The following is a 19,623-nucleotide window of genomic DNA, read 5'->3' on the forward strand; positions in this document are numbered from 1 at the left end:
ATATCAACACTCCTCGTTATACATTATATTATATAACGAGTTATAAGTCTACAAAAAAACCGCTATATATCAAGCGTTACAGCGGTTTTTCGAGTGATTATCGTTACACAATTCGGGAATGCAGGTTACAAAAAAAACCTCACTCGATTGAGTGAGGCTCGATTGTTGTCAAACAACAATTATTTGCTTAATGAATCTTTAGCTTGGTCAGCTAGTGCAGTGAAAGCAGCTGCATCGTTAACTGCTAAATCAGCTAACATTTTGCGGTTGATTTCGATACCGGCAAGTTTAAGACCGTGCATTAATTTTGAGTAGCTTAAGCCGTTCATACGAGCTGCAGCGTTGATACGTGCAATCCATAATTTACGGAAGTCGCGTTTCTTTTGACGACGATCGCGATATGCGTAGTTGTATGAATTCATTACTTGTTCTTTAGCTGTTTTAAATAGAGTGTGTTTAGAACCGTAGTAACCTTTAGCTAGTTTTAATGTCTTTTTACGACGTTTACGAGTTACTGTTCCACCTTTAACACGTGCCATGTTTAATTCCTCCTAATAAATAAATCATTGAATTTTTTAAGTTGTAAAGCGGGTGACGCAATTATTTCATGCGTGCCAATTGTTGGCGGATACGTTTGTAATCGCCTTTTGATACCATAGATGCTTTACGTAATTGACGACGTTGTTTTTTAGTTTTTCCGTGGAAACGGTGACTTGTAAAGGCGCGGAAACGTTTCAAACCGCCGTTACCAGTACGTTTTACGCGTTTTGCTAAACCGCGATGTGTTTTTTGTTTTGGCATGACTAAAATTCCTCCTACTTTTCATTTCGCATACTCTTCAACCAGAGTCAAAGATGCATTCTCAAAATTATTGCTAGTCTTTCTTTTCTTTCGGTGCAAGCACTAAGAACATGCTACGTCCGTCCATCTTCGCTTTTTGTTCAACTGTAGCGATATCGCCAGTTTCTTCCGCTAAACGATCAAGAACTTTTTGACCAATATCTTTATGGGTAATGGCACGGCCCTTGAAGCGGATCGAAGCTTTCACTTTGTCGCCTTTTTCTAGGAATTTACGCGCATTACGAAGTTTTGTGTTAAAGTCATTCACATCGATCGTTGGACTCAAACGAACTTCTTTAACGTTGATCACTTTTTGTTTCTTACGTGCTTCACGTTCTTTTTTCTGTTGTTCGAAGCGATACTTTCCGTAATCCATAATACGTGCTACTGGTGGTTTCGCACCTGGAGCGACTAAAACTACATCAAGATTTGCTTGTTCGGCTATTTTTAGAGCTTCTACTTTCGCTACAACACCTAATTGTTCGCCGTCTTGTCCGATCAAACGTACTTCTCGTGCACGAATGCCGTCGTTAACCATCATATCCTTTGCTATGGTCATTCACCTCCAAAATTTTTGAGAGAAAAAAAGCGAATAAAAAAACGAGTTCTTTACGAACCCGCACGTAGTCCGACTCATCGAAAAGATCAGTCATTAACTATCTAGCCCAGCGAGATATTCGCGTAAGGCGAGAAGCGGGTGCTTCTGCTTTCATTTCTCAACTTTAATAGTATATCTTTGTTTATCTATTTTGTCAATCTATTTTATTTACTTTTTAAAAAATCGCCAGTCAAAAAGCAAGTGACTATTTTTCATTTTTGCTATAATGTAAGTAGAAAATTTAAGGAGGTACACCTATGTACCGATTGATTGCATGTGATTTAGATGAAACACTTTTAGACAAACAGCGACACGTCTCTTCAAAAACTCAAGAAATAATCAAACAAGCAGAAGTCAAAGGTACTACTTTTGCTCCTGCAACGGGTCGCGGCTTTCATTCAATCAAGCAGACTTTAATAGAATTAGATGCTGTCGATAAAGCAAATCATTATATGATCGGCTTCAATGGCGGCGTAGTCGTCGAAAGTCAAGGACCCACGATCATTAAAGAATCTCCGATGTCATTCGAGCTTTTAGCTCAGTTATTTGAATTTGGCTCTAAGTATGATGTTGCGATCCATCTTTATACGTTTGAACAAACCTATGTGTATCATAGCAATCCGAATGAAGATGCCTATCTTTCAACGATTCCTCATGAAAAACGAACGGACGATGATTTTTCCTTTTTGGAAAAACAAACGTGTTATAAAGCCTTGTTCCAAAACTTAGATCGTCACTATCTGGAAACAATCGAACAAGACATGCCGAATGAACTTCATGAAGCCTTAGAAATTAGTTATTCATCGAATCGTTATATCGAATTTAATCCGAAAGGTGTCAATAAAGGGACGGCTTTAAAAAGTTTAGCCGCTCATTTAGCGATTCCCATGGATGAAACAATTGCTATCGGAGATAATACTAACGATCTTTCAATGATCCAAACAGCTGCTTTAGGTGTTGCTGTGGCAAATGCGATTCCTGAAATCAAAAAAGCTGCTCAATATACTACAATCGCGGATCACGAAAACAGCGCAGTTGCCGAAGTTATCGAAAAATTTATTTTATAAAAAAAAGTCTGAGACACGAGTATAAATACTTTTGTCTCAGACTTTTTATCGTATTCGGCGCCATAATACCAACATCAGCCAGATCGATAATCCTAAACTGATCACTAAAGAAATGATCCACCCTACTTCTGAATGCGTAAAAGGTAATGGCATATTCATCCCGAAAAAACCTGTTACGATCGTGGGAATCGTTAACAATAACGACCAGATCGTCAATATTTTCATCGTATCATTCAAGTTATTATTCAGAAGATTATTATACGTTCCTGATAATTGATCCAATATCTCACTGGATAATTTCGTCATCTCAACAGCTTGCTTTGCTTCGATCAATGCATCGTCGAGTTCTTCTTTTTCTTGTTCTGTAAAACTAGAAAAAATTGACTGTGCCTTGATCTGTTCTAAAAGAACAGCATTTTGCTTAGTAGCAGTCACTAAATAGACTAAGCCGATTTCTAAATCAGAAAGAGCTAATAAATTTTTATTCGTCGTTTTTTCTCTTAATTTTTTATTCAGTTGGATCCGCTGGCTGTCTACTTCTTCTACTAAAGGAAAATAATAATCGGAAATCAAAAACAAAGTATGAAAAAGCAAACTAGCTGCACTTTGATTTGGTTCGTCATTCAATAAACGTTCAATGATATTTTCAACATACATCGTTCGTTCATTGACAAAAGAAAAAAAACGCTGGTCTTTTAAGATAAAAGCCATCGGACTTGTCTCATAATGATTGTCTTTTTTCAGCAGATTCGGTACTTTAAAAATCAACAATAATGCTTTTTCTGTCGGATCATATTCAACCCGTGCTCGTTCATTTTTATCCAAAGCATAGGTTAGCATTTCATCACTAATGGAATAACGTTCTTTCAATTTTTTTACTTCATGAGATTGGGTACTATCTACATTGATCCATGAACTAAGGTCTTGATTAAATGTTTGGCTACTGTCCATTTTTACGCCCCTCCACTTTCCTTCATCAATTTTTAGTATACCAAAATCGATCTTTGGTTGCTCCTATCCACGCTTTGAATGATACAAAAAAGCACGCAATTTTCTTTGCGTGCTTTGACTTATTCTGCTGGTACAGCTTGAACTTCTAAAATTTTTTCATCAATCATGCGAATGACTTCTTCACGAGCTGTAAGATCATCGACAAAGTTCAATTGGTCGCCATCGATTTGAATTTTAGGACTTTCATTATAGTCTTCATACCATTGATCATAACGACGATTCAATTCTTTATAATAATCATATAATGTCGGGTCAAATTCCAATTGTTCATATTCACGACCGCGTTTTTGGATTCTTTCCATCATCGTTTCAAAAGAAACGCGAATGTGGACTAATAGATCTGGATGTTTCTTCTGAGCGGCATAAGGCAACTCTTGCATCATATTTGCTAATAATTCATCATAAACTTTTACTTCAGTTTCAGTTGCTCGACCTAAGTCCGCATTTAAATGGAACAATAAAGAATCTTCATAGATCGAACGATCCAAGACATTATTGTCATCTTGCATCGCTTTTTTGATGCTATCAAACCGTTTATTTAAAAAGTAGATCTGCAATAAAAAGGCATACTGCTCTGGATCTGCATAAAACAATGGCAATACTTCATTATCTTCAATTGATTCATAAAAAGCTTGACTCCCCAAATGTTTAGATAACATTTCTGTCAAACTAGATTTCCCTGCTCCGATGGTTCCTGCTAGTACAATCACGCTCATAAACCTCCAACTCGCTTCATACAAAATATGGTACATAATTCTCAACTCAACAAATATACCCCCAATATATGGTGTAGTCAAATAAAAAATGCAAAGAAATAATTATCTCTGCTTCTAAAGAATGTTTAAAAATATGAGGATTATCGAAAACTTTTCAGCGGTTTCGTTTACTTGTCGCAAGACTGTGAGTAAAATGGAAAGAGACTAAATTTGATAATTCCGATATAATAAGAATGATATAAAAGCATTCCTATTTACAAGTTAAATAAACAAAATGTATTATTTTTTATAAAAGCTATTTAGCTTAAATCAAATAAAAACCATACCCTTACATAAAAAAGTATCTTGCTACACCTCTTTCTAGAAGCAGACTTATTTTATGTGAGATAACTACTCTAAAATGAATTAGGAGTTTTTTTAATGAAATCGATCGGCACGGGTTATGCCAGTGGGAAAATTATATTAATGGGCGAGCATTCTGTTGTATATGGCGAGCCTGCAATTGCGTTCCCTTTTTCAGGAACAGGTATTCAAGCAACGATTCGTAAAAACAAACTTGAATCATGGATTGAGTCTAGTTTCTTCCACGGACCGCTCAGCGAAGCACCCACTACGATGCGCAACGTTACTATTTTACTTTGGTATCTGGTTAAGCATTTTAAAATTCCAGAACCTTTTTACTTAAAGATAGAAAGCTCCATTCCTGCAGAACGCGGAATGGGCTCCAGTGCTGCAGTAGCTGTTGCAATCACACGGGCGGTTTTCGACTGGATGGAAGAGCCTGCGACCCAAGAGAATGTTTTATATTTCGTGAACCAAGCAGAAGCAGTCGCACACGGTAATCCAAGTGGGATTGATGCTACAACCATCAGTGGAACTGAACCAATTCGTTATCAAAAAGAAATTGGTTTCCAACCTTTCCAATTGAATATGGACGCTTTTTTAGTTGTTGCCGATACAGGTATCAAAGGACAAACACGTAAAGCTGTTCGCGACATCGCAAAATTAAGGGAGTTAAGACCTCGCGAAACAGCGAAACAAATCAAATCTCTAGGGCGATTGACACAACAAGCACAACAAGCGATTCTAAAAAATCAGCCGCATATTTTAGGAGATTGTATGAATCAAGCACAAGGCTTACTACGTTTATTAGGTACAAGCAATCGCCATTTAGATCATTTGATCGAAACGGCTTTAACACATGAAGCTTTAGGAGCAAAATTAACAGGCGGCGGCCGTGGGGGCTGCATGATCGCCTTAGCAGAAAATGAAACGAGCGGACGGCAACTACAGCAAACACTATTAGATGCCGGGGCGCGCAATACATGGATTGAAGGGTTAGGTGTGTACGCACATGTTTAGCGGGAAAGCGAAAGCTTATACGAATATTGCCTTAATTAAATATTGGGGTAAAAAAAATCAAGAATTAATTTTACCAATGAATAACAGTCTATCTTTAACATTAGATGCTTTTTATACCGAAACAACAGTCATTTTTTCAACTGAATTCACGGAAGACCAATTTTATTTAGACAATCAATTACAAGATTCGAAAGCGACTATAAAAATAAGTCGCTTTCTTGATTTAGCCAGAAAAAAAACCGATTGTACCTTATTCGCTGTCGTTAAAAGTCAAAATTTTGTTCCTACTGCAGCAGGACTGGCCTCTTCCGCTAGTGGATTGGCAGCTTTGGCTGGAGCGGTTAGTGCTGCTTTGAATTTAGATTTGTCGCCGATCGCACTATCTCGTCTAGCACGTCGAGGTTCAGGCTCTGCTTCTCGTAGTGTTTATGGCGGTTTTGCCGAATGGGAAAAAGGAACTTCCGACGAGACTTCCTATGCAACCAAAATCATTAGTAACGATTTCGAGCAAGATTTAAGTATGATTTTTATTGTAGTTAATGATGCAAAGAAAGATGTTTCTAGCCGTGATGGCATGCAACGAACAGTTGAAACTTCTTCATTTTATGATGGCTGGCTACAAAGTGTTCCAAAAGACTTGGCTAAAGCCAAAGCAGCGATTGCAGCAAAAGATTTTACGGCTCTAGGCGAAGTGACTGAAGCAAGTGCGCTAAAAATGCATGGCACTACATTAGCCGCTACACCTCCTTTTACATATTGGTCAGCTGAAAGCATGAAGGCAATGAATCTTGTTCGTCAACTAAGAACAACCGGTATTTCTTGCTATTTCACAATGGATGCGGGTCCTAACGTCAAAGTTTTAGTTGAGCGTAAAAATGAAGAAAAAGTTCTTGATGAGTTAGCTAAACATTTTGATCCAACTCAATTGATTGTCGCTCATGCAGGACCAAGTATTGAAATTTTATCAACGGAGGAAGCATAAATGATCGAAGTATCTGCACCAGGAAAACTATATATCGCCGGCGAGTATGCGGTGGTCGAACCTGGACATCCTGCCATCATCGTTGCCATTGATCAATTCATTACGGTAACGATCGAACCGGCTAAAAAAAGCGGCAGTATCCAATCGACTCAATATAGTGATTTGCCTGTACGTTGGACTCGACGTAATAATGAACTCGTTTTGGATATTCGTGACAATCCTTTTCATTATATTTTAGCTGCCATCCATTTCACTGAAAAATTCGCTCAAGAAAAAGGTAAAAAATTAGCCTTCTTTGATTTAAAAGTTACGAGTGAATTAGATAATTCAAATGGACGTAAATACGGTTTAGGTTCTAGCGGTGCCGTGACCGTCGCAACTGTTAAAGCATTAAACGCCTTTTACGAACTGAACTTATCACAATTAGAGCTATTTAAATTAGCGACGTTAGCCCATTTAAATGTCCAAGGAAACGGTTCATGCGGAGATATCGCAGCTAGTTGCTATGGCGGCTGGCTAGCTTTTTCAACTTTCGATCATGATTGGGTCTTAAGTAAGTTAGCTAACGAGAAATTAACAGACTTGATCGCTTACGACTGGCCAAATTTAAATATCGAACCACTAAAGGTCCCTGAAGATTTACGTTTGTTGATTGGTTGGACTGGAAGTCCTGCTTCTACTTCGGATTTAGTTGATCAAGTTCATCAATCTAGAGATGAAAAGAAAACTTCTTACGAACAGTTTTTGACCGATAGCAAAGACTGTGTCGACCAAATGATTCTAGGATTCAAACAAAATGATGTGTCATTGATTCAATCAATGATTCGAAAAAATCGTATATTACTTAATCAACTAACGAGCCTCAGCAACGTCTCAATCGAAACTGAGGAACTAAAAAGACTAAACGACTTAGCGGAAAAATATGGTGGCGCAGCAAAATCTTCTGGTGCTGGCGGTGGCGACTGCGGTATCGTAATCGTCGATAAGCGGGCTGGCATCTTACCCTTGATGAGTTCTTGGGAAAAAGCTGGTATTACCCCATTACCTTTACATGTTTATCACTTAACGGAGGATCACTATGAATCGTAAAGACGAACACGTCTCATTAGCTCGCGCCTTTCACCATAAACAAAAAGAAAATGATTTTGATGCTGTACGCCTGATCCATTCTTCTTTGGTTAAAACAAAGTCTGATTCTATCGACTTGAGCACTGAAATTCTTGGTTTAAAATTAGCTGCTCCGTTTTATATCAATGCCATGACTGGTGGAAGTGAAAAAACAAAAAAGATCAACCATGATTTAGCGATCATCGCACGGGAAACAAATTTGATGATGGCGACCGGCTCTGTCAGTGCAGCCTTAAAAGATCCTAGCGTCGCTGATTCTTATACCGTTATCCGCGAGGTCAATCCCAATGGCCCGTTGCTAGCGAATATGGGCGCTGGCCGTACCAGTGAAGATGCTCAAAAAATCGTTGACCTTTTACATGCTGATGGTATGCAAATCCACTTAAATGTCCCGCAAGAATTAGTTATGCCTGAAGGCGACAGCGATTTTTATGATTGGCCCAAAAATATCAAAGAATCGATTGAAAAATTACATGTGCCTGTGATCGTAAAAGAAGTCGGCTTTGGGATGACCAGAGAAACGATTCAACAATTGCAAAGCTATGGTGTAAAAGCCATCGATGTATCAGGGCGTGGCGGAACCAGTTTTTCACAAATTGAAAATGCTCGAAGGAAAAAACGTGAATTGAGCTATCTTGATGATTGGGGACAATCAACGGTTATCTCTTTACTTGAAGCACAAGCTATCGATCACCTTACGATCCTTGCTTCTGGCGGAATTCGTGATGCATATGATATTTTTAAAGCTCTTTGTTTAGGAGCAAAAGCAGTCGGGATCTCTGCAACTATCTTAGATTCATTAATGAGTGACGGTGTCGATAAAACGATCGAGCTGATTGAAGATTGGAAAGTCCAGTTAGCCCGTTTATATCTAATGACTGACAAAACCACAACAGACGAACTAATCAAAAATCCTATTATTTTAAGTGGCTCTCCTAAAGAATGGTGTCAGGCACGAGGCATCGATTATCAACGACTAGCTAATAGAAAATAAAGAGGATGCGTTAAACGCATCCTCTTTATTTTCTAAACAAGCGTTGCAGCCAAGTTTTCTTTTGACCGACTCGAATATTACTGCCAATTTTAGTTGAATCCAACATTGCTTGGAAAACTAAATTATCTTGCAATAACAATTGATTGATTGTTTTTAATCGTTTGAGCTGTTTTTCGTTATATTGCTCTGGATCAATATTTTTTGCATCGATGTTTCGTTCAATATCTCTTTGAATCAACTTTATCAACTCATACTGGCGAGTCAATAAATAATTGATTTGTTTTACTTCATGAGGTTCAACAGTCATTTCTATTGTTGAGGGAGCCAAACGATTCAAGGCCGCAATATAATCCTGCATATCTAACATAAAGATATAATTTGCTTTACTTCCCATAATTTTTTTCTCATTTACTAAATAGTCAACGATCGCATGTAAATGAGCTCCTGATTCACCTAATTCTTTGATCTCTCTCCTCAATTTTTCCATCATCATGAACCCTTTCCGCGTATATTAAATTCAGTCTATCGTTTTTTTAGGGCCATAACAATCAAAGAGGATCAATTTTTCTAAATAAAATAATTTTTTAAATAAAAAACACACTTACATATAAAAAAAGAGTCTCCATATGGAGACTCTTTTTTCAACTACGCTTTATAGTCGTAGGCTGTGACGATGATACCTTTTAATTCACTGATCAATGGTTCTTTAGGATTAGCGGTTGTACATTGGTCTTCGTAGGCTAATTCAGCCATACGATCAACTGTTGAATCTAATGTTTCTTGCGTGACGCCTTGCGCTTTCAAGTTCATATCGATTCCACATTTAACCCCTAAGTCGTAGACAGCTGTAATCAAAGCTTCCACCAATTCTTCAGTGGTATTTCCTTTTAGACCTAAGAAGCGAGCAATGTCAGCATAATCAGAGTCTGCACGGAAATAATCATATTTAGGGAACATCGCATGTTTTTGCGGATCTTTGGCATTGTAACGGATAATATGTGGTAATAAGATTGCATTTGTCCGTCCATGAGGAATACCGTATTCTCCACCAATTTTATGAGCGATTGAGTGACAAATTCCTAAGAAAGCATTGGCAAAAGCCATACCAGCCATCGCTGAAGCATTATGCATTTTTTCTCTTGCTTCTGTATCGCCTGTCTTCACTGATTTTTCAAGATAATCAAAGACGATTTTGATTGCTTGTAAACTCAAGCCACGCGTGTAATCAGATGCCATGACAGAAACATAAGATTCAATTGCATGAGTTAAAACATCCATACCTGTGTCTGCTGTAACTGATGCTGGAACCGTCATAACGAATTGAGGATCCACGATTGCTACATCTGGCGTCAATGCGTAATCCGCTAATGGGTATTTTACATGTGTTTCACTATCAGTAATAACAGCAAATGGCGTTACTTCTGAACCTGTTCCAGAAGTTGTCGGAATACATACAAATTGTGTTTTTTCTGGTTTGCCGATGTTGTATGTCCGTTTACGGATATCCAAGAATTTTTGTTTGGCACCAAAGAACGAAGTATCTGGGTGTTCAAAGAACATCCACATGCCTTTTGCCGCATCCATTGCAGATCCACCACCAAGAGCGATAACTGTATCTGGTTGGAAATCATTAAACATTTCTAAACCTTTATAAACAGTGTTCGTTGACGGATTTGGTTCAACATCGGAGAAGACTTCGATTTTTACATCATTCGTACGACGACCTAAAACTTCACGAACGATATCAGCATACCCGAATTGAACCATTCCTGGATCACAAACCAACATGACACGTTCGACATTTTCCATTTGTGTTAGGTACAATAAAGAATTTTTTTCAAAATAGATTTTTGGCGGTAATTTAAACCATTGCATATTCGTTCTCCGTTTCGCTACAGTTTTGATATTGATCAAGTCAATCGCAGATACGTTATGAGAAACTGAATTGTGTCCATATGATCCACAACCTAATGTTAATGAAGGAATCAATTCATTATAGATATCACCAATACCACCTTCAGCCGATGGTGAGTTTACTAAGATTCGGCAAGCTTTCATTCGTAACCCAAATTGAATTTGTAAGTTTTCATCTTCCGTATGAATAACAGCCGTATGTCCAAGTCCACCTAGGTCCAACATACCTTCACATAGTTCAAAACCATGAGCTGTATTTTCTGCTTTGACCATAGCTAAGACTGGCGAAAGTTTTTCACGTGACAATGGATAATCTGCACCAACCCCATCAAGTTCTGCAATCAATAATTTTGTTCCTGCTGGAACTTTGATACCAGCTCGTTCAGCAATATCAATTGCTGAATGACCGACGATCGCTGGATTAACAGCATACTTGCCTTCATTCATAACGGCGTCTTCTAATTTGCTTAATTCTGATTTTTTAACAAAGTATACTTGATGACTTTCGAATTCTGCTTTTACGTCTGCATAAACTTCTTTATCAACGATCACCGCTTGTTCAGACGCACAGATCATTCCATTATCAAATGTTTTAGAAACGATCAAGTCATTGACAGCACGTTTGATTTTTGCTGTTTTTTCAATGTAAGAAGGTGTATTACCAGGACCAACGCCTAAAGCTGGTTTACCTGTAGAGTACGCTGATTTGACCATGCCTGCCCCGCCAGTCGCTAAAACGATCGCGATACCTGGATGATTCATCAAACCAGTTGTTCCTTCTAATGATGGTTTTTCGATCCATTGGATACAATTTTCAGGGGCTCCGGCTGCGATAGCTGCATCACGAATGATACGAGCCGCTTCAGACGAACATTTTTGTGCACTTGGATGAAAAGCAAAAACAATCGGATTCCGTGTTTTTAAAGCGACCATGGCTTTAAAAATCGTAGTAGATGTTGGATTTGTTGTTGGAGTAACGCCACAAACAACACCGACTGGTTCAGCGATTTGAATCAAGCCTTTTTGTTTATCTTCATTGATAACACCAACAGTTTTGTCATTTTTGATGCTGTTCCAAATATATTCAGATGCATACATATTTTTGATTGCTTTATCTTCGTAAATTCCGCGTCCTGTTTCTTCTACCGCCATTTTTGCAAGCATCATATGTTTATCTAAAGCTGCCATCGCCATTTCGTGAACGATATGGTCAACTTTTTCTTGATCAAAATCTGCCATTTCTTTTAATGCAACATTTGCTTTAGTTGCCAATTCATCTATTGTTTGTTCAACACTGATTGTCTGAGTTTTTTCTTTTTCTACCGCTTTAGCCATGTGGATCCTCCTAGAAAAATTATTGTGTTTCTTTTCACATATATATCATACAACAGCGTTTCCATTTTGTAAAGAACTTTTTTGTGATTCTTTTCACACCAAGTTACATATGGTTAGAACCTTTTAAATAAAGAAAAAAACAGTATCCGATAGCTCTATTATTTAGATAATATATAAATGATATTAAATTCACAATTATACTATTAGTAAAAAGTATATAAAAAAAGACCCGGAAATTTCCGGATCTTTCAAAATTAGAAAAAATTCACTTTTATTTTTCTTCAGGTTTTTCTTCGATGATTGTTTCAGTTGGTTCTTCTGTTTTCGGTTCAACACTTGGTGTTTCAACCGGTGCGGCAGTTGTTGTTGTGCCTGATTGTACATTTTTAATTGATGCACGATCAAATACTAAATAGATTCCTTCACAGTCCAAAGTAACTGTCTTATCTTCTGGATTCATTTCGTGAACGACTCCGTGTAATCCACCGATCGTTACAACGTTGTCTCCAGCTTTCATTGAATCTAATACATTCTGACGATTTTGTTGTTGTTTCTTTTGAGAACGATTCATCATAAAGAACATTCCCAACATCAAAACAAGTAAGATGATCATTGAATAGTTACCCATTTTAAATTTCCCCTCGCATTCATAGTAATTCCATTGTTAACTGTAACAAAATTTTTACTGTTACACTAGCATTTTTGGTTATCCTTTAAAAACTTTTTGCGTTTTGTTTATTAAAACCATACTCTTCAAAAAAGGCTTGACGGAATTCTAATAAATTATCATCCATGATCGCTTGACGAACTTGTTTCATTAAGTTGATCAAGAAGTGTAAGTTGTGATAAGACGTCAGACGAATGCCAAATGTTTCATCACAATGAATCAAGTGACGAATATATGCACGTGTATAATTTTTACAAGTATAGCAATCGCATTTCTCATCTAACGGACGGAAATCATGTGCATACTTAGCATTTTTAACAACTAAGCGTCCTGCTGAAGTCATACATGTCCCATTCCGAGCAATTCGTGTTGGCAAGACACAGTCAAACATATCAACTCCACGAATGACACCATCGATCAATGAGTCGGCTGCACCAACACCCATTAGATAGCGCGGTTTATTTTCAGGAATCAATGGTGTCGTAAATTCTAGGACACGATTCATTTCTTCTTTTGGTTCACCAACAGATAAGCCGCCGATCGAATAGCCTGGGAAATCCATGCTGACTAAGTCTTTCGCGCTTTGGCGACGTAAGTCTTCAAAACCGGCACCTTGGATAATACCAAACAGACCTTGGGTAGATGGATTTGCATGTGCTTTTAATCCGCGTTCTGCCCAACGAGATGTACGCTCCACTGATTTTTTCACGTAATCATAGCTTTCATCAAATGGCGGGCATTCGTCAAAGCTCATCATGATATCGGAACCTAATTTATTTTGGATATCAATTGCTTTTTCAGGTGATAAGAACATTTTTGAACCATTTAAATGATTTTTGAAATGCACACCCTCTTCAACAATATTACGCATATCTGCTAATGAGAAAACTTGGAAACCACCAGAATCGGTTAAAATCGGTTGATCCCAATTCATGAATTTATGTAATCCTCCAGCTTCTGCAACAAGATCTTCACCAGGTCGTAACCACAGATGATACGTGTTGCTCAAGATAATTCCAGCACCCATAGCTTTCAATTCTTCTGGCGACATCGTTTTGACCGTCGCTAATGTTCCTACTGGCATAAACATCGGTGTTGGAAATGTTCCGTGCGGTGTAATGATTTCGCCCAAACGAGCACCCGTATGTTTTTCTTTCTTTATTAAGCGATAAGAAATGGCAGGTTCAGTCATTTAATTTCCTACTTTCTTTCATATGTTATGTATTAGTTTGCAACGAGTACCATGATACTGGTTTTAAGTAGCTTTTGCAACTTTCCTTCAACACCTTAATGCTTATTAAAAGAAGTTGTACTTTCTTGATCATAAATATACAAGCTTATTCATTTTTATTTTTTTTATCAAAATAGTTAAATAATTGTTCCTATCTAAACAAGCAAACTTTTATTTTATAAAATTAAACTAGGATACTGGTAATGTATTTCAAGAAAAAATTGAAGAACTGATTTATTTTTTAATTCTTCTCATTTTATACTAACAGCAAACAACAATTGTGAAATAAATATTTATTAATAGAAAGCGTTTACATCTGCGAATGTACCAATTATGATTAAGTCGTTAAAAAAATACTAGGAGGAACAACATGGTTAAAACAGCTGAACAGGAACAAAGGGAAGTTATTACTGTTGACACCGTAGTCAATGAATTAGCGAAAAACGGAAATGAAGCATTGAAAATTTTCTCTACTTTCACACAAGAAAAAGTAGACCATATCGTTCATGAAGGTGCTATGGCAGCTTTAGACAAGCATATGATGCTTGCGAAAATGGCGGTAGAAGAAACTGGTCGAGGAGTCATTGAAGACAAAGCAATCAAAAATATGTATGCATCTGAATATATCTGGAACAACATCAAAAATGACAAAACAGCTGGTGTGATTTTTGAGGATAAGCAAAAACATCTAATTCAAATTGCTGAACCAGTTGGTGTCATTTGCGGCGTCACTCCAACGACCAACCCGACCTCGACAACTGTCTTTAAGTCATTGATTGCTTTGAAAACACGTAACCCGATTGTCTTTGCCTTCCACCCTAGTGCACAAAAATGTTCAGCAGAAGCTGCACAAATCGTACGTGATGCAGCCATTGCTGCCGGAGCTCCCGAAAATTGTATTCAATGGATCGAAACTCCATCACTTGAAGCCACTCAAGGATTGATGAACCATCCTGGTATCGCAGTCGTTTTGGCTACTGGCGGCGGTGCTATGGTGAAAGCTGCTTACTCTACAGGTAAACCAGCTCTAGGTGTTGGTCCGGGTAATGTTCCTTCTTATATTGAAAAAACAGCAAATATCAAACGCGCTGTCAATGACTTACTTGTTTCAAAAACATTTGATAGTGGAATGATCTGTGCTTCTGAGCAAGCAGTGATCGTTGATAAAGAAATCTATGCAGACGTCAAAAAAGAATTCCAAGCACATCAAGTATATTTTGTTAAGAAAAATGAACTTCGTCAATTAGAAGATGTCGTAATGAATGAAGAAAAATATGCTGTCAATCCAAGAATCGTAGGTTATTCAGCAAAAGCTATTGCTGATTTGGCAGGAATCGCTGTTCCTGAAGGGACTAAACTGCTGATTGCAGAATTAGCAGGTGTTGGTGCAGAGTATCCTCTTTCACGCGAAAAACTATCACCTGTCTTAGCAATGGTGCAATCATCAAATATTGAACATGGTTTTGAATTATGTGAAGAGATGTTAGCTCTAGGCGGGCTTGGACATACGGCAGTCATCCATACTGAAGACGAATCAGTTGAATTAGCTTTCGGCTTGCGAATGAAAGCTTGCCGAATTTTAGTAAATTCGCCTTCTTCTGAAGGTGGTATCGGTGACATCTATAATGAATTGATTCCTTCTTTAACATTGGGTTGTGGATCATATGGAAAAAATTCAGTCTCGCATAATGTATCTGCACTAGACTTGATCAATATCAAAACGGTAGCGAAACGGAGAAAAAACATGCAATGGTTTAAACTTCCACCAAAAATTTATTTTGAAAAAAATTCTTTATTGTACTTGACCCAAATGGAAAATGTTGAACGTGTGATGATCGTTTGTGATCCAGGAATGGTGCAATTTGGTTATGCCGACACCGTTAGAGAGGCATTGGGTAGACGCCAAAATGATGTCAAAGTGGAGATTTTTTCAGATGTTGAACCGAATCCATCTACGAACACGGTTTATAAAGGGCTCGAAATGATCCTTAATTTCCAACCAGATACGATCATCGCTCTTGGTGGCGGTTCTGCAATGGATGCAGCAAAAGGCATGTGGATGTTCTTTGAACACCCTGATACTTCATTTTTTGGTGCCAAACAAAAATTCTTAGATATCCGTAAGCGCACGTATGGAATTAAACCGCCTGAGAAAACACAATTAGTTTGTATTCCGACTACTTCTGGTACCGGTGCAGAAGTCACACCATTTGCCGTAATTACTGACAGCGAAACACATGTAAAATATCCATTAGCTGATTACGCATTGACGCCAAACGTAGCAATCATCGATCCACAGTTTGTCCTGACTCTACCTGCTTCGATTGCCGCAGACACAGGAATGGATGTATTAACCCATGCAATTGAATCTTATGTTTCAGTGATGGCTTCAGACTATACTCGCGGTTTGAGTTTACAAGCAATCAAAATCGTCTTTGATTATCTTGAAAAATCAGTGAAGATCGGTGATGAAACCTCACGAGAAAAAATGCATAATGCTTCAGCCATGGCTGGTATGGCTTTTGCCAATGCTTTCTTAGGGATTTGTCATTCTGTCGCTCATAAAATTGGCGGTGAATATGGTATTCCTCACGGTCGTACAAATGCAATCTTATTGCCACACATCATCCGTTACAATGCCAAAGATCCGCAAAAACATGCGATGTTCCCTAAATATGATTATTTCCGTGCAGACTCTGATTATGCTGACATTGCAAAATTCCTTGGTTTGGAAGGAAATACAACCGCAGAATTAGTTGAAGCCCTTATTACAGCTGTCTATGACTTAGGTGTAAGCGTGGGAATTGAGATGAATCTAAAAGCTCAAGGTGTGACCAAAGAAACATTAGAAGCGACCGTAGATCATTTAGCAGAGTTAGCCTACGAGGATCAATGTACAACCGCCAATCCTAAAGAACCATTGATCAGCGAATTAAAAGAAATCATCGTGACTTGCTACGATTACAAAGCATAATTGATTTAGTAGCACATAAACTACAAAAAAACCTTCGATGAAGAATATCCATCGAAGGTTTTTTATTTTGACTAAACACTTAAATACTTTCCGTATCTACTTCTGGTGCTTTGTGGAATTTGATCAATTCATTCACGATGATCGGCACGATTGAAAGTAGAATCGCAATCACCCAATGATTCATACTGATTGGTACAAGATAGAATAATTCTTGTGTTTTCGGAATCAAAGCAATCAGCGTCGTAATACCGATTGCCAGCCAAGCCATTTCGGCTAACGATTTGTTGGTAGCTAAATCTACTCTAAAAATCGATTTACTGCTGCGAACGTTGAAGACATGTAAGATCGAAGAATAGGCTAAAACTAAGAAGGCCACTGTTTGACCCACTTCAAAACTTGCCGGTGTAAAGTAGCTGACATTATTTACGAAAGCTCCAATGTAAAAACCAATCAATGTAACGATTGTGAAGACACCCGCATTTAAGCCGATTTTTTGCCACAATCCTCGTGCGAAAATCCCTTCATCTCTTGGAATTGGTTTTTCATCCATGATCCCTGCTTCTGCCGGTTCACGACCTAGCGCAAAACCTGGTAGTCCATCTGCTACTACGTTAACAAATAGTAATTGTACTGCCGTAAATGGCGCTCCCCAACCTAATAGCATAGCGATAACTACGATAAAAATTTCCGAAATATTACAACTCAACAAGAAATTGATAGCTTTTCGAATCCCTTGGTAAACCGAACGTCCTCGTGCAACCGCATCGACGATCGTTGCAAAGTTATCGTCTGTTAAAACCATATCAGCGGCACCTTTAGCAACATCCGTTCCTGTAATTCCCATTGCACAGCCAACGTCACTTGCTTTTAAGGCTGGAGCATCATTGACCCCGTCACCCGTCATGGCCACTACCGCACCTGTCCGCTGCCATGATTTAACGATTCGTATTTTATCTTCCGGTGTTACCCGTGCGTAAACGGATAATTCTTTGACTTTACTATCTAATTCATCATCAGTCATTTTTTGTAATTGGGCACCTGAGATAGCCTCTTTTCGACTATTCATGATTCCTAATTCTTTAGCAATTGCACCTGCAGTCACAACGTGATCGCCGGTGATCATTACTGTTTTGATTCCAGCTTTTTTAGCCCGAGCAATCGCATCTTTTGATTCTGGTCTTGGTGGATCGATCATCCCAATCAATCCCATTAATCGTAAGTTTTTCTCTAATGCTTCTGAAGTGATTTCTTGCGGCTCTTCATCATGGATTGCATAGCCTACAGCAATCACACGCAATGCTTTTTTCCCAAAACGATCATTTACGATTGCTGCTTGATCGACATCTCCGTAATGAAATTTAGGAAGCAAAACATCGAAAGCACCTTTTGTGATCGAAATATATTTTTTCCCTCGCTTATGCACGGTCGTCATCATCTTACGCTCTGAATCAAAGGGAATTTCTCCGATACGTGGATACTTCTCTTCTAACTCACTTTTTGTATGATAATTTTCTTCTACGGCCCGAACAATAGCTACTTCGGTTGGATTTCCTTTGATTTCCAATTCATTATCATCATTTTCAACGATTACATCAGTACACAAAGCGGCAGTAGTTAATACTTCCATCGCTTCATCGGTCATTCCTTCTTCCGTATCTACAACAGAATCACCGTGGGTCCAAACACGTCGAACACGCATTTTATTTTGAGTCAAAGTACCTGTTTTATCAGAACAAATTACATTTGCTGACCCTAATGTCTCAACTGCCGGTAACTTACGGATAATTGCATTTTTCTTTGCCATTTTTTGAACACCAAAAGCCAAAGTCAATGTTACGATGACCGTCAGCGTTTCCGGTACTGCTGCTACTGCTAAAGAAATAGAGGTAATAAACATATCCAACATCGGTTCGCCTTGCATTTCACCAATGAAAAAGACAAAAGCCGCAGCTGCTAAAGCGATCAAACTAATTCGTTTTCCTAATTGATTTAATCGTTTTTGCAGAGGTGTTTTTTGATTTTCATCATCATTCAGCAAGCCTGCAATTTTACCCATCTCAGTTTGCATACCTGTCGCAGTAACGATTGCTTTTCCGCGTCCGTTAACGACTGTCGAACCTTTATAAAGCATATTTATCCGATCGCCTAACGCCGCGTCTTCTTCCCCAACAAATTCGGGATCCTTCATTACAGGTTCACTTTCACCAGTCAATGCGGATTCCTCTACTCGCAATTGGGAAGCTTCAATGATTCGTGCATCTGCAGTAATCATTGAACCAGATTCTAGTAGTAAAGTATCTCCAGGGACTAAATCTTCGGCATCGATTTCTTGTTGTTTACCTTCTCGTAATACGCTAGCGGTCTGCTTATTCATATCTTGTAAAGCTGATAATGCTTTTTCTGCGTTACCTTCTTGTACAATTGCTAAAACAGAATTGATAACGACGATTGCAATAATCAAGAAACTCTCAAAATAATCACCATGGTCTGTAGCAACCGCGGTATATAATGAAATGACCGCAGCCACCAATAAAATAATTGTTGTAAAATCAGTTAGGCTATGAAAAAACTTTTTCACCAATGATTCTTTAGGCGGTTCTTCAAATTTGTTTTTACCGTTATTTTTTATTTTTTCATCAACTTGTGATTGTGATAATCCATTCTCTAAATCAGCGTTAAATTCACTTATTACAGTATCTTCTGTTTCTTTGTAGGGTTTCATCCCATTCCTCCTTTAAGTTATAAAAAAATTCCTTATGTTATTACTATAACACACAAAATATAGGTAGTTCAAAGTATCTACC

At 38.1% G+C, this 19,623-nt stretch carries 16 protein-coding genes and 1 other annotated feature; of the genes, 6 read left to right on the top strand and 10 right to left on the bottom strand.

The window, feature by feature from the left end; genetic code table 11:
- Positions 1-179: 179 nt before the first annotated feature.
- From rplT to infC, 3 genes are all read right to left on the bottom strand, one after another.
- Positions 180-539 carry a 50S ribosomal protein L20 gene (gene rplT / locus ACKTSC_RS01820; RefSeq protein WP_071857808.1) on the bottom strand — a complete coding sequence of 120 codons (360 nt, stop codon included), beginning with the start codon at positions 537-539 and terminating at the stop codon, positions 180-182.
- 61 nt (positions 540-600) lie between these two features.
- On the bottom strand, positions 601-801 hold the full coding sequence (gene rpmI, locus ACKTSC_RS01825) for a 50S ribosomal protein L35 (protein WP_010742869.1): 201 nt from the start codon (positions 799-801) through the stop codon (positions 601-603).
- Positions 802-874: 73 nt separating this feature from the next.
- Positions 875-1,399 carry a translation initiation factor IF-3 gene (gene infC / locus ACKTSC_RS01830; RefSeq protein ID WP_071857809.1) on the bottom strand — a complete coding sequence of 175 codons (525 nt, stop codon included), beginning with the start codon at positions 1,397-1,399 and terminating at the stop codon, positions 875-877.
- Between the two features lie 27 nt (positions 1,400-1,426).
- Positions 1,427-1,555: a sequence feature (ribosomal protein L20 leader region), on the bottom strand.
- A 140-nt stretch (positions 1,556-1,695) separates the two neighbouring features.
- Here infC and ACKTSC_RS01835 point away from each other — a divergent pair.
- On the top strand, positions 1,696-2,505 hold the full coding sequence (locus ACKTSC_RS01835; protein WP_407855037.1) for a Cof-type HAD-IIB family hydrolase: 810 nt from the start codon (positions 1,696-1,698) through the stop codon (positions 2,503-2,505).
- A gap of 45 nt (positions 2,506-2,550) precedes the next feature.
- Here ACKTSC_RS01835 and ACKTSC_RS01840 read toward each other — a convergent pair whose 3' ends face one another.
- Both ACKTSC_RS01840 and ACKTSC_RS01845 read right to left on the bottom strand, forming a co-directional pair.
- Positions 2,551-3,456, bottom strand: coding sequence for a magnesium transporter CorA family protein (locus ACKTSC_RS01840; protein WP_407855038.1), 906 nt, complete (start codon positions 3,454-3,456; stop codon positions 2,551-2,553).
- Between the two features lie 119 nt (positions 3,457-3,575).
- Positions 3,576-4,232 (bottom strand): deoxynucleoside kinase, encoded by a 657-nt coding sequence (locus tag ACKTSC_RS01845; protein WP_407856686.1) that lies wholly within the window; start codon positions 4,230-4,232, stop codon positions 3,576-3,578.
- Positions 4,233-4,652: 420 nt separating this feature from the next.
- Between ACKTSC_RS01845 and mvk the strand changes: the two genes are divergently transcribed.
- Genes mvk through fni form a run of 4 tightly spaced genes read left to right on the top strand, consistent with a single transcriptional unit; the run spans position 4,653 to position 8,698 of the window.
- A complete protein-coding gene (gene mvk, locus ACKTSC_RS01850; protein WP_407856687.1) occupies positions 4,653-5,594 on the top strand; it encodes a mevalonate kinase in 942 nt (313 codons plus the stop codon).
- Positions 5,587-6,576, top strand: a complete 990-nt coding sequence (mvaD, locus tag ACKTSC_RS01855) for a diphosphomevalonate decarboxylase (RefSeq protein ID WP_407856688.1) — start codon at positions 5,587-5,589, stop codon at positions 6,574-6,576. Before mvk ends, mvaD begins: the two co-directional genes overlap by 8 nt.
- A complete protein-coding gene (locus tag ACKTSC_RS01860; protein WP_407855040.1) occupies positions 6,577-7,665 on the top strand; it encodes a phosphomevalonate kinase in 1,089 nt (362 codons plus the stop codon).
- Complete coding sequence (gene fni / locus ACKTSC_RS01865; protein WP_407856689.1) at positions 7,655-8,698, top strand: type 2 isopentenyl-diphosphate Delta-isomerase; 1,044 nt, start codon at positions 7,655-7,657, stop codon at positions 8,696-8,698. The genes ACKTSC_RS01860 and fni overlap by 11 nt, the downstream gene beginning before the upstream one ends.
- Before the next feature lie 25 nt (positions 8,699-8,723).
- On the opposite strand, the gene ACKTSC_RS01870 is transcribed toward fni, so the two are convergent.
- From ACKTSC_RS01870 to tgt, 4 genes are all read right to left on the bottom strand, one after another.
- Entirely contained in the window at positions 8,724-9,191 is a 468-nt protein-coding gene (locus tag ACKTSC_RS01870) for a hypothetical protein (protein ID WP_332581009.1), read from the bottom strand.
- 152 nt (positions 9,192-9,343) lie between these two features.
- A complete protein-coding gene (gene adhE / locus ACKTSC_RS01875; RefSeq protein ID WP_332653631.1) occupies positions 9,344-11,947 on the bottom strand; it encodes a bifunctional acetaldehyde-CoA/alcohol dehydrogenase in 2,604 nt (867 codons plus the stop codon).
- A gap of 271 nt (positions 11,948-12,218) precedes the next feature.
- Positions 12,219-12,575, bottom strand: coding sequence for a preprotein translocase subunit YajC (gene yajC, locus ACKTSC_RS01880; protein ID WP_407855043.1), 357 nt, complete (start codon positions 12,573-12,575; stop codon positions 12,219-12,221).
- Between the two features lie 85 nt (positions 12,576-12,660).
- Complete coding sequence (tgt, locus tag ACKTSC_RS01885; RefSeq protein ID WP_332581646.1) at positions 12,661-13,806, bottom strand: tRNA guanosine(34) transglycosylase Tgt; 1,146 nt, start codon at positions 13,804-13,806, stop codon at positions 12,661-12,663.
- Positions 13,807-14,215: 409 nt separating this feature from the next.
- Between tgt and adhE (ACKTSC_RS01890) the strand changes: the two genes are divergently transcribed.
- Complete coding sequence (adhE, locus tag ACKTSC_RS01890) at positions 14,216-16,819, top strand: bifunctional acetaldehyde-CoA/alcohol dehydrogenase (RefSeq protein WP_407856690.1); 2,604 nt, start codon at positions 14,216-14,218, stop codon at positions 16,817-16,819.
- Between the two features lie 79 nt (positions 16,820-16,898).
- Here the strand turns inward: adhE (ACKTSC_RS01890) and ACKTSC_RS01895 are convergent, their stop codons facing one another.
- Positions 16,899-19,541, bottom strand: a complete 2,643-nt coding sequence (locus ACKTSC_RS01895; RefSeq protein WP_407856691.1) for a calcium-translocating P-type ATPase, PMCA-type — start codon at positions 19,539-19,541, stop codon at positions 16,899-16,901.
- Positions 19,542-19,623 lie beyond the last annotated feature (82 nt).

The sequence above is a fragment of the Enterococcus hailinensis genome, assembly GCF_045862035.1.
Classification (GTDB): Bacteria; Bacillota; Bacilli; order Lactobacillales; family Enterococcaceae; genus Enterococcus_A; species Enterococcus_A hailinensis.

What these genes read in the sequence shown, in the direction of transcription:
- ACKTSC_RS01870 (WP_332581009.1), bottom strand. Translation starts at nt 9,191, where the DNA reads ATGATGATGGAAAAATTGAGGAGAGAGATCAAAGAATTAGGTGAATCA.
- infC (WP_071857809.1), bottom strand. Translation starts at nt 1,399, where the DNA reads ATGACCATAGCAAAGGATATGATGGTTAACGACGGCATTCGTGCACGA.
- adhE (WP_407856690.1), top strand. Translation starts at nt 14,216, where the DNA reads ATGGTTAAAACAGCTGAACAGGAACAAAGGGAAGTTATTACTGTTGAC.
- adhE (WP_332653631.1), bottom strand. Translation starts at nt 11,947, where the DNA reads ATGGCTAAAGCGGTAGAAAAAGAAAAAACTCAGACAATCAGTGTTGAA.
- rpmI (WP_010742869.1), bottom strand. Translation starts at nt 801, where the DNA reads ATGCCAAAACAAAAAACACATCGCGGTTTAGCAAAACGCGTAAAACGT.
- rplT (WP_071857808.1), bottom strand. Translation starts at nt 539, where the DNA reads ATGGCACGTGTTAAAGGTGGAACAGTAACTCGTAAACGTCGTAAAAAG.
- ACKTSC_RS01845 (WP_407856686.1), bottom strand. Translation starts at nt 4,232, where the DNA reads ATGAGCGTGATTGTACTAGCAGGAACCATCGGAGCAGGGAAATCTAGT.
- ACKTSC_RS01835 (WP_407855037.1), top strand. Translation starts at nt 1,696, where the DNA reads ATGTACCGATTGATTGCATGTGATTTAGATGAAACACTTTTAGACAAA.
- mvaD (WP_407856688.1), top strand. Translation starts at nt 5,587, where the DNA reads ATGTTTAGCGGGAAAGCGAAAGCTTATACGAATATTGCCTTAATTAAA.
- yajC (WP_407855043.1), bottom strand. Translation starts at nt 12,575, where the DNA reads ATGGGTAACTATTCAATGATCATCTTACTTGTTTTGATGTTGGGAATG.
- ACKTSC_RS01895 (WP_407856691.1), bottom strand. Translation starts at nt 19,541, where the DNA reads ATGAAACCCTACAAAGAAACAGAAGATACTGTAATAAGTGAATTTAAC.
- ACKTSC_RS01840 (WP_407855038.1), bottom strand. Translation starts at nt 3,456, where the DNA reads ATGGACAGTAGCCAAACATTTAATCAAGACCTTAGTTCATGGATCAAT.
- ACKTSC_RS01860 (WP_407855040.1), top strand. Translation starts at nt 6,577, where the DNA reads ATGATCGAAGTATCTGCACCAGGAAAACTATATATCGCCGGCGAGTAT.
- tgt (WP_332581646.1), bottom strand. Translation starts at nt 13,806, where the DNA reads ATGACTGAACCTGCCATTTCTTATCGCTTAATAAAGAAAGAAAAACAT.
- fni (WP_407856689.1), top strand. Translation starts at nt 7,655, where the DNA reads ATGAATCGTAAAGACGAACACGTCTCATTAGCTCGCGCCTTTCACCAT.
- mvk (WP_407856687.1), top strand. Translation starts at nt 4,653, where the DNA reads ATGAAATCGATCGGCACGGGTTATGCCAGTGGGAAAATTATATTAATG.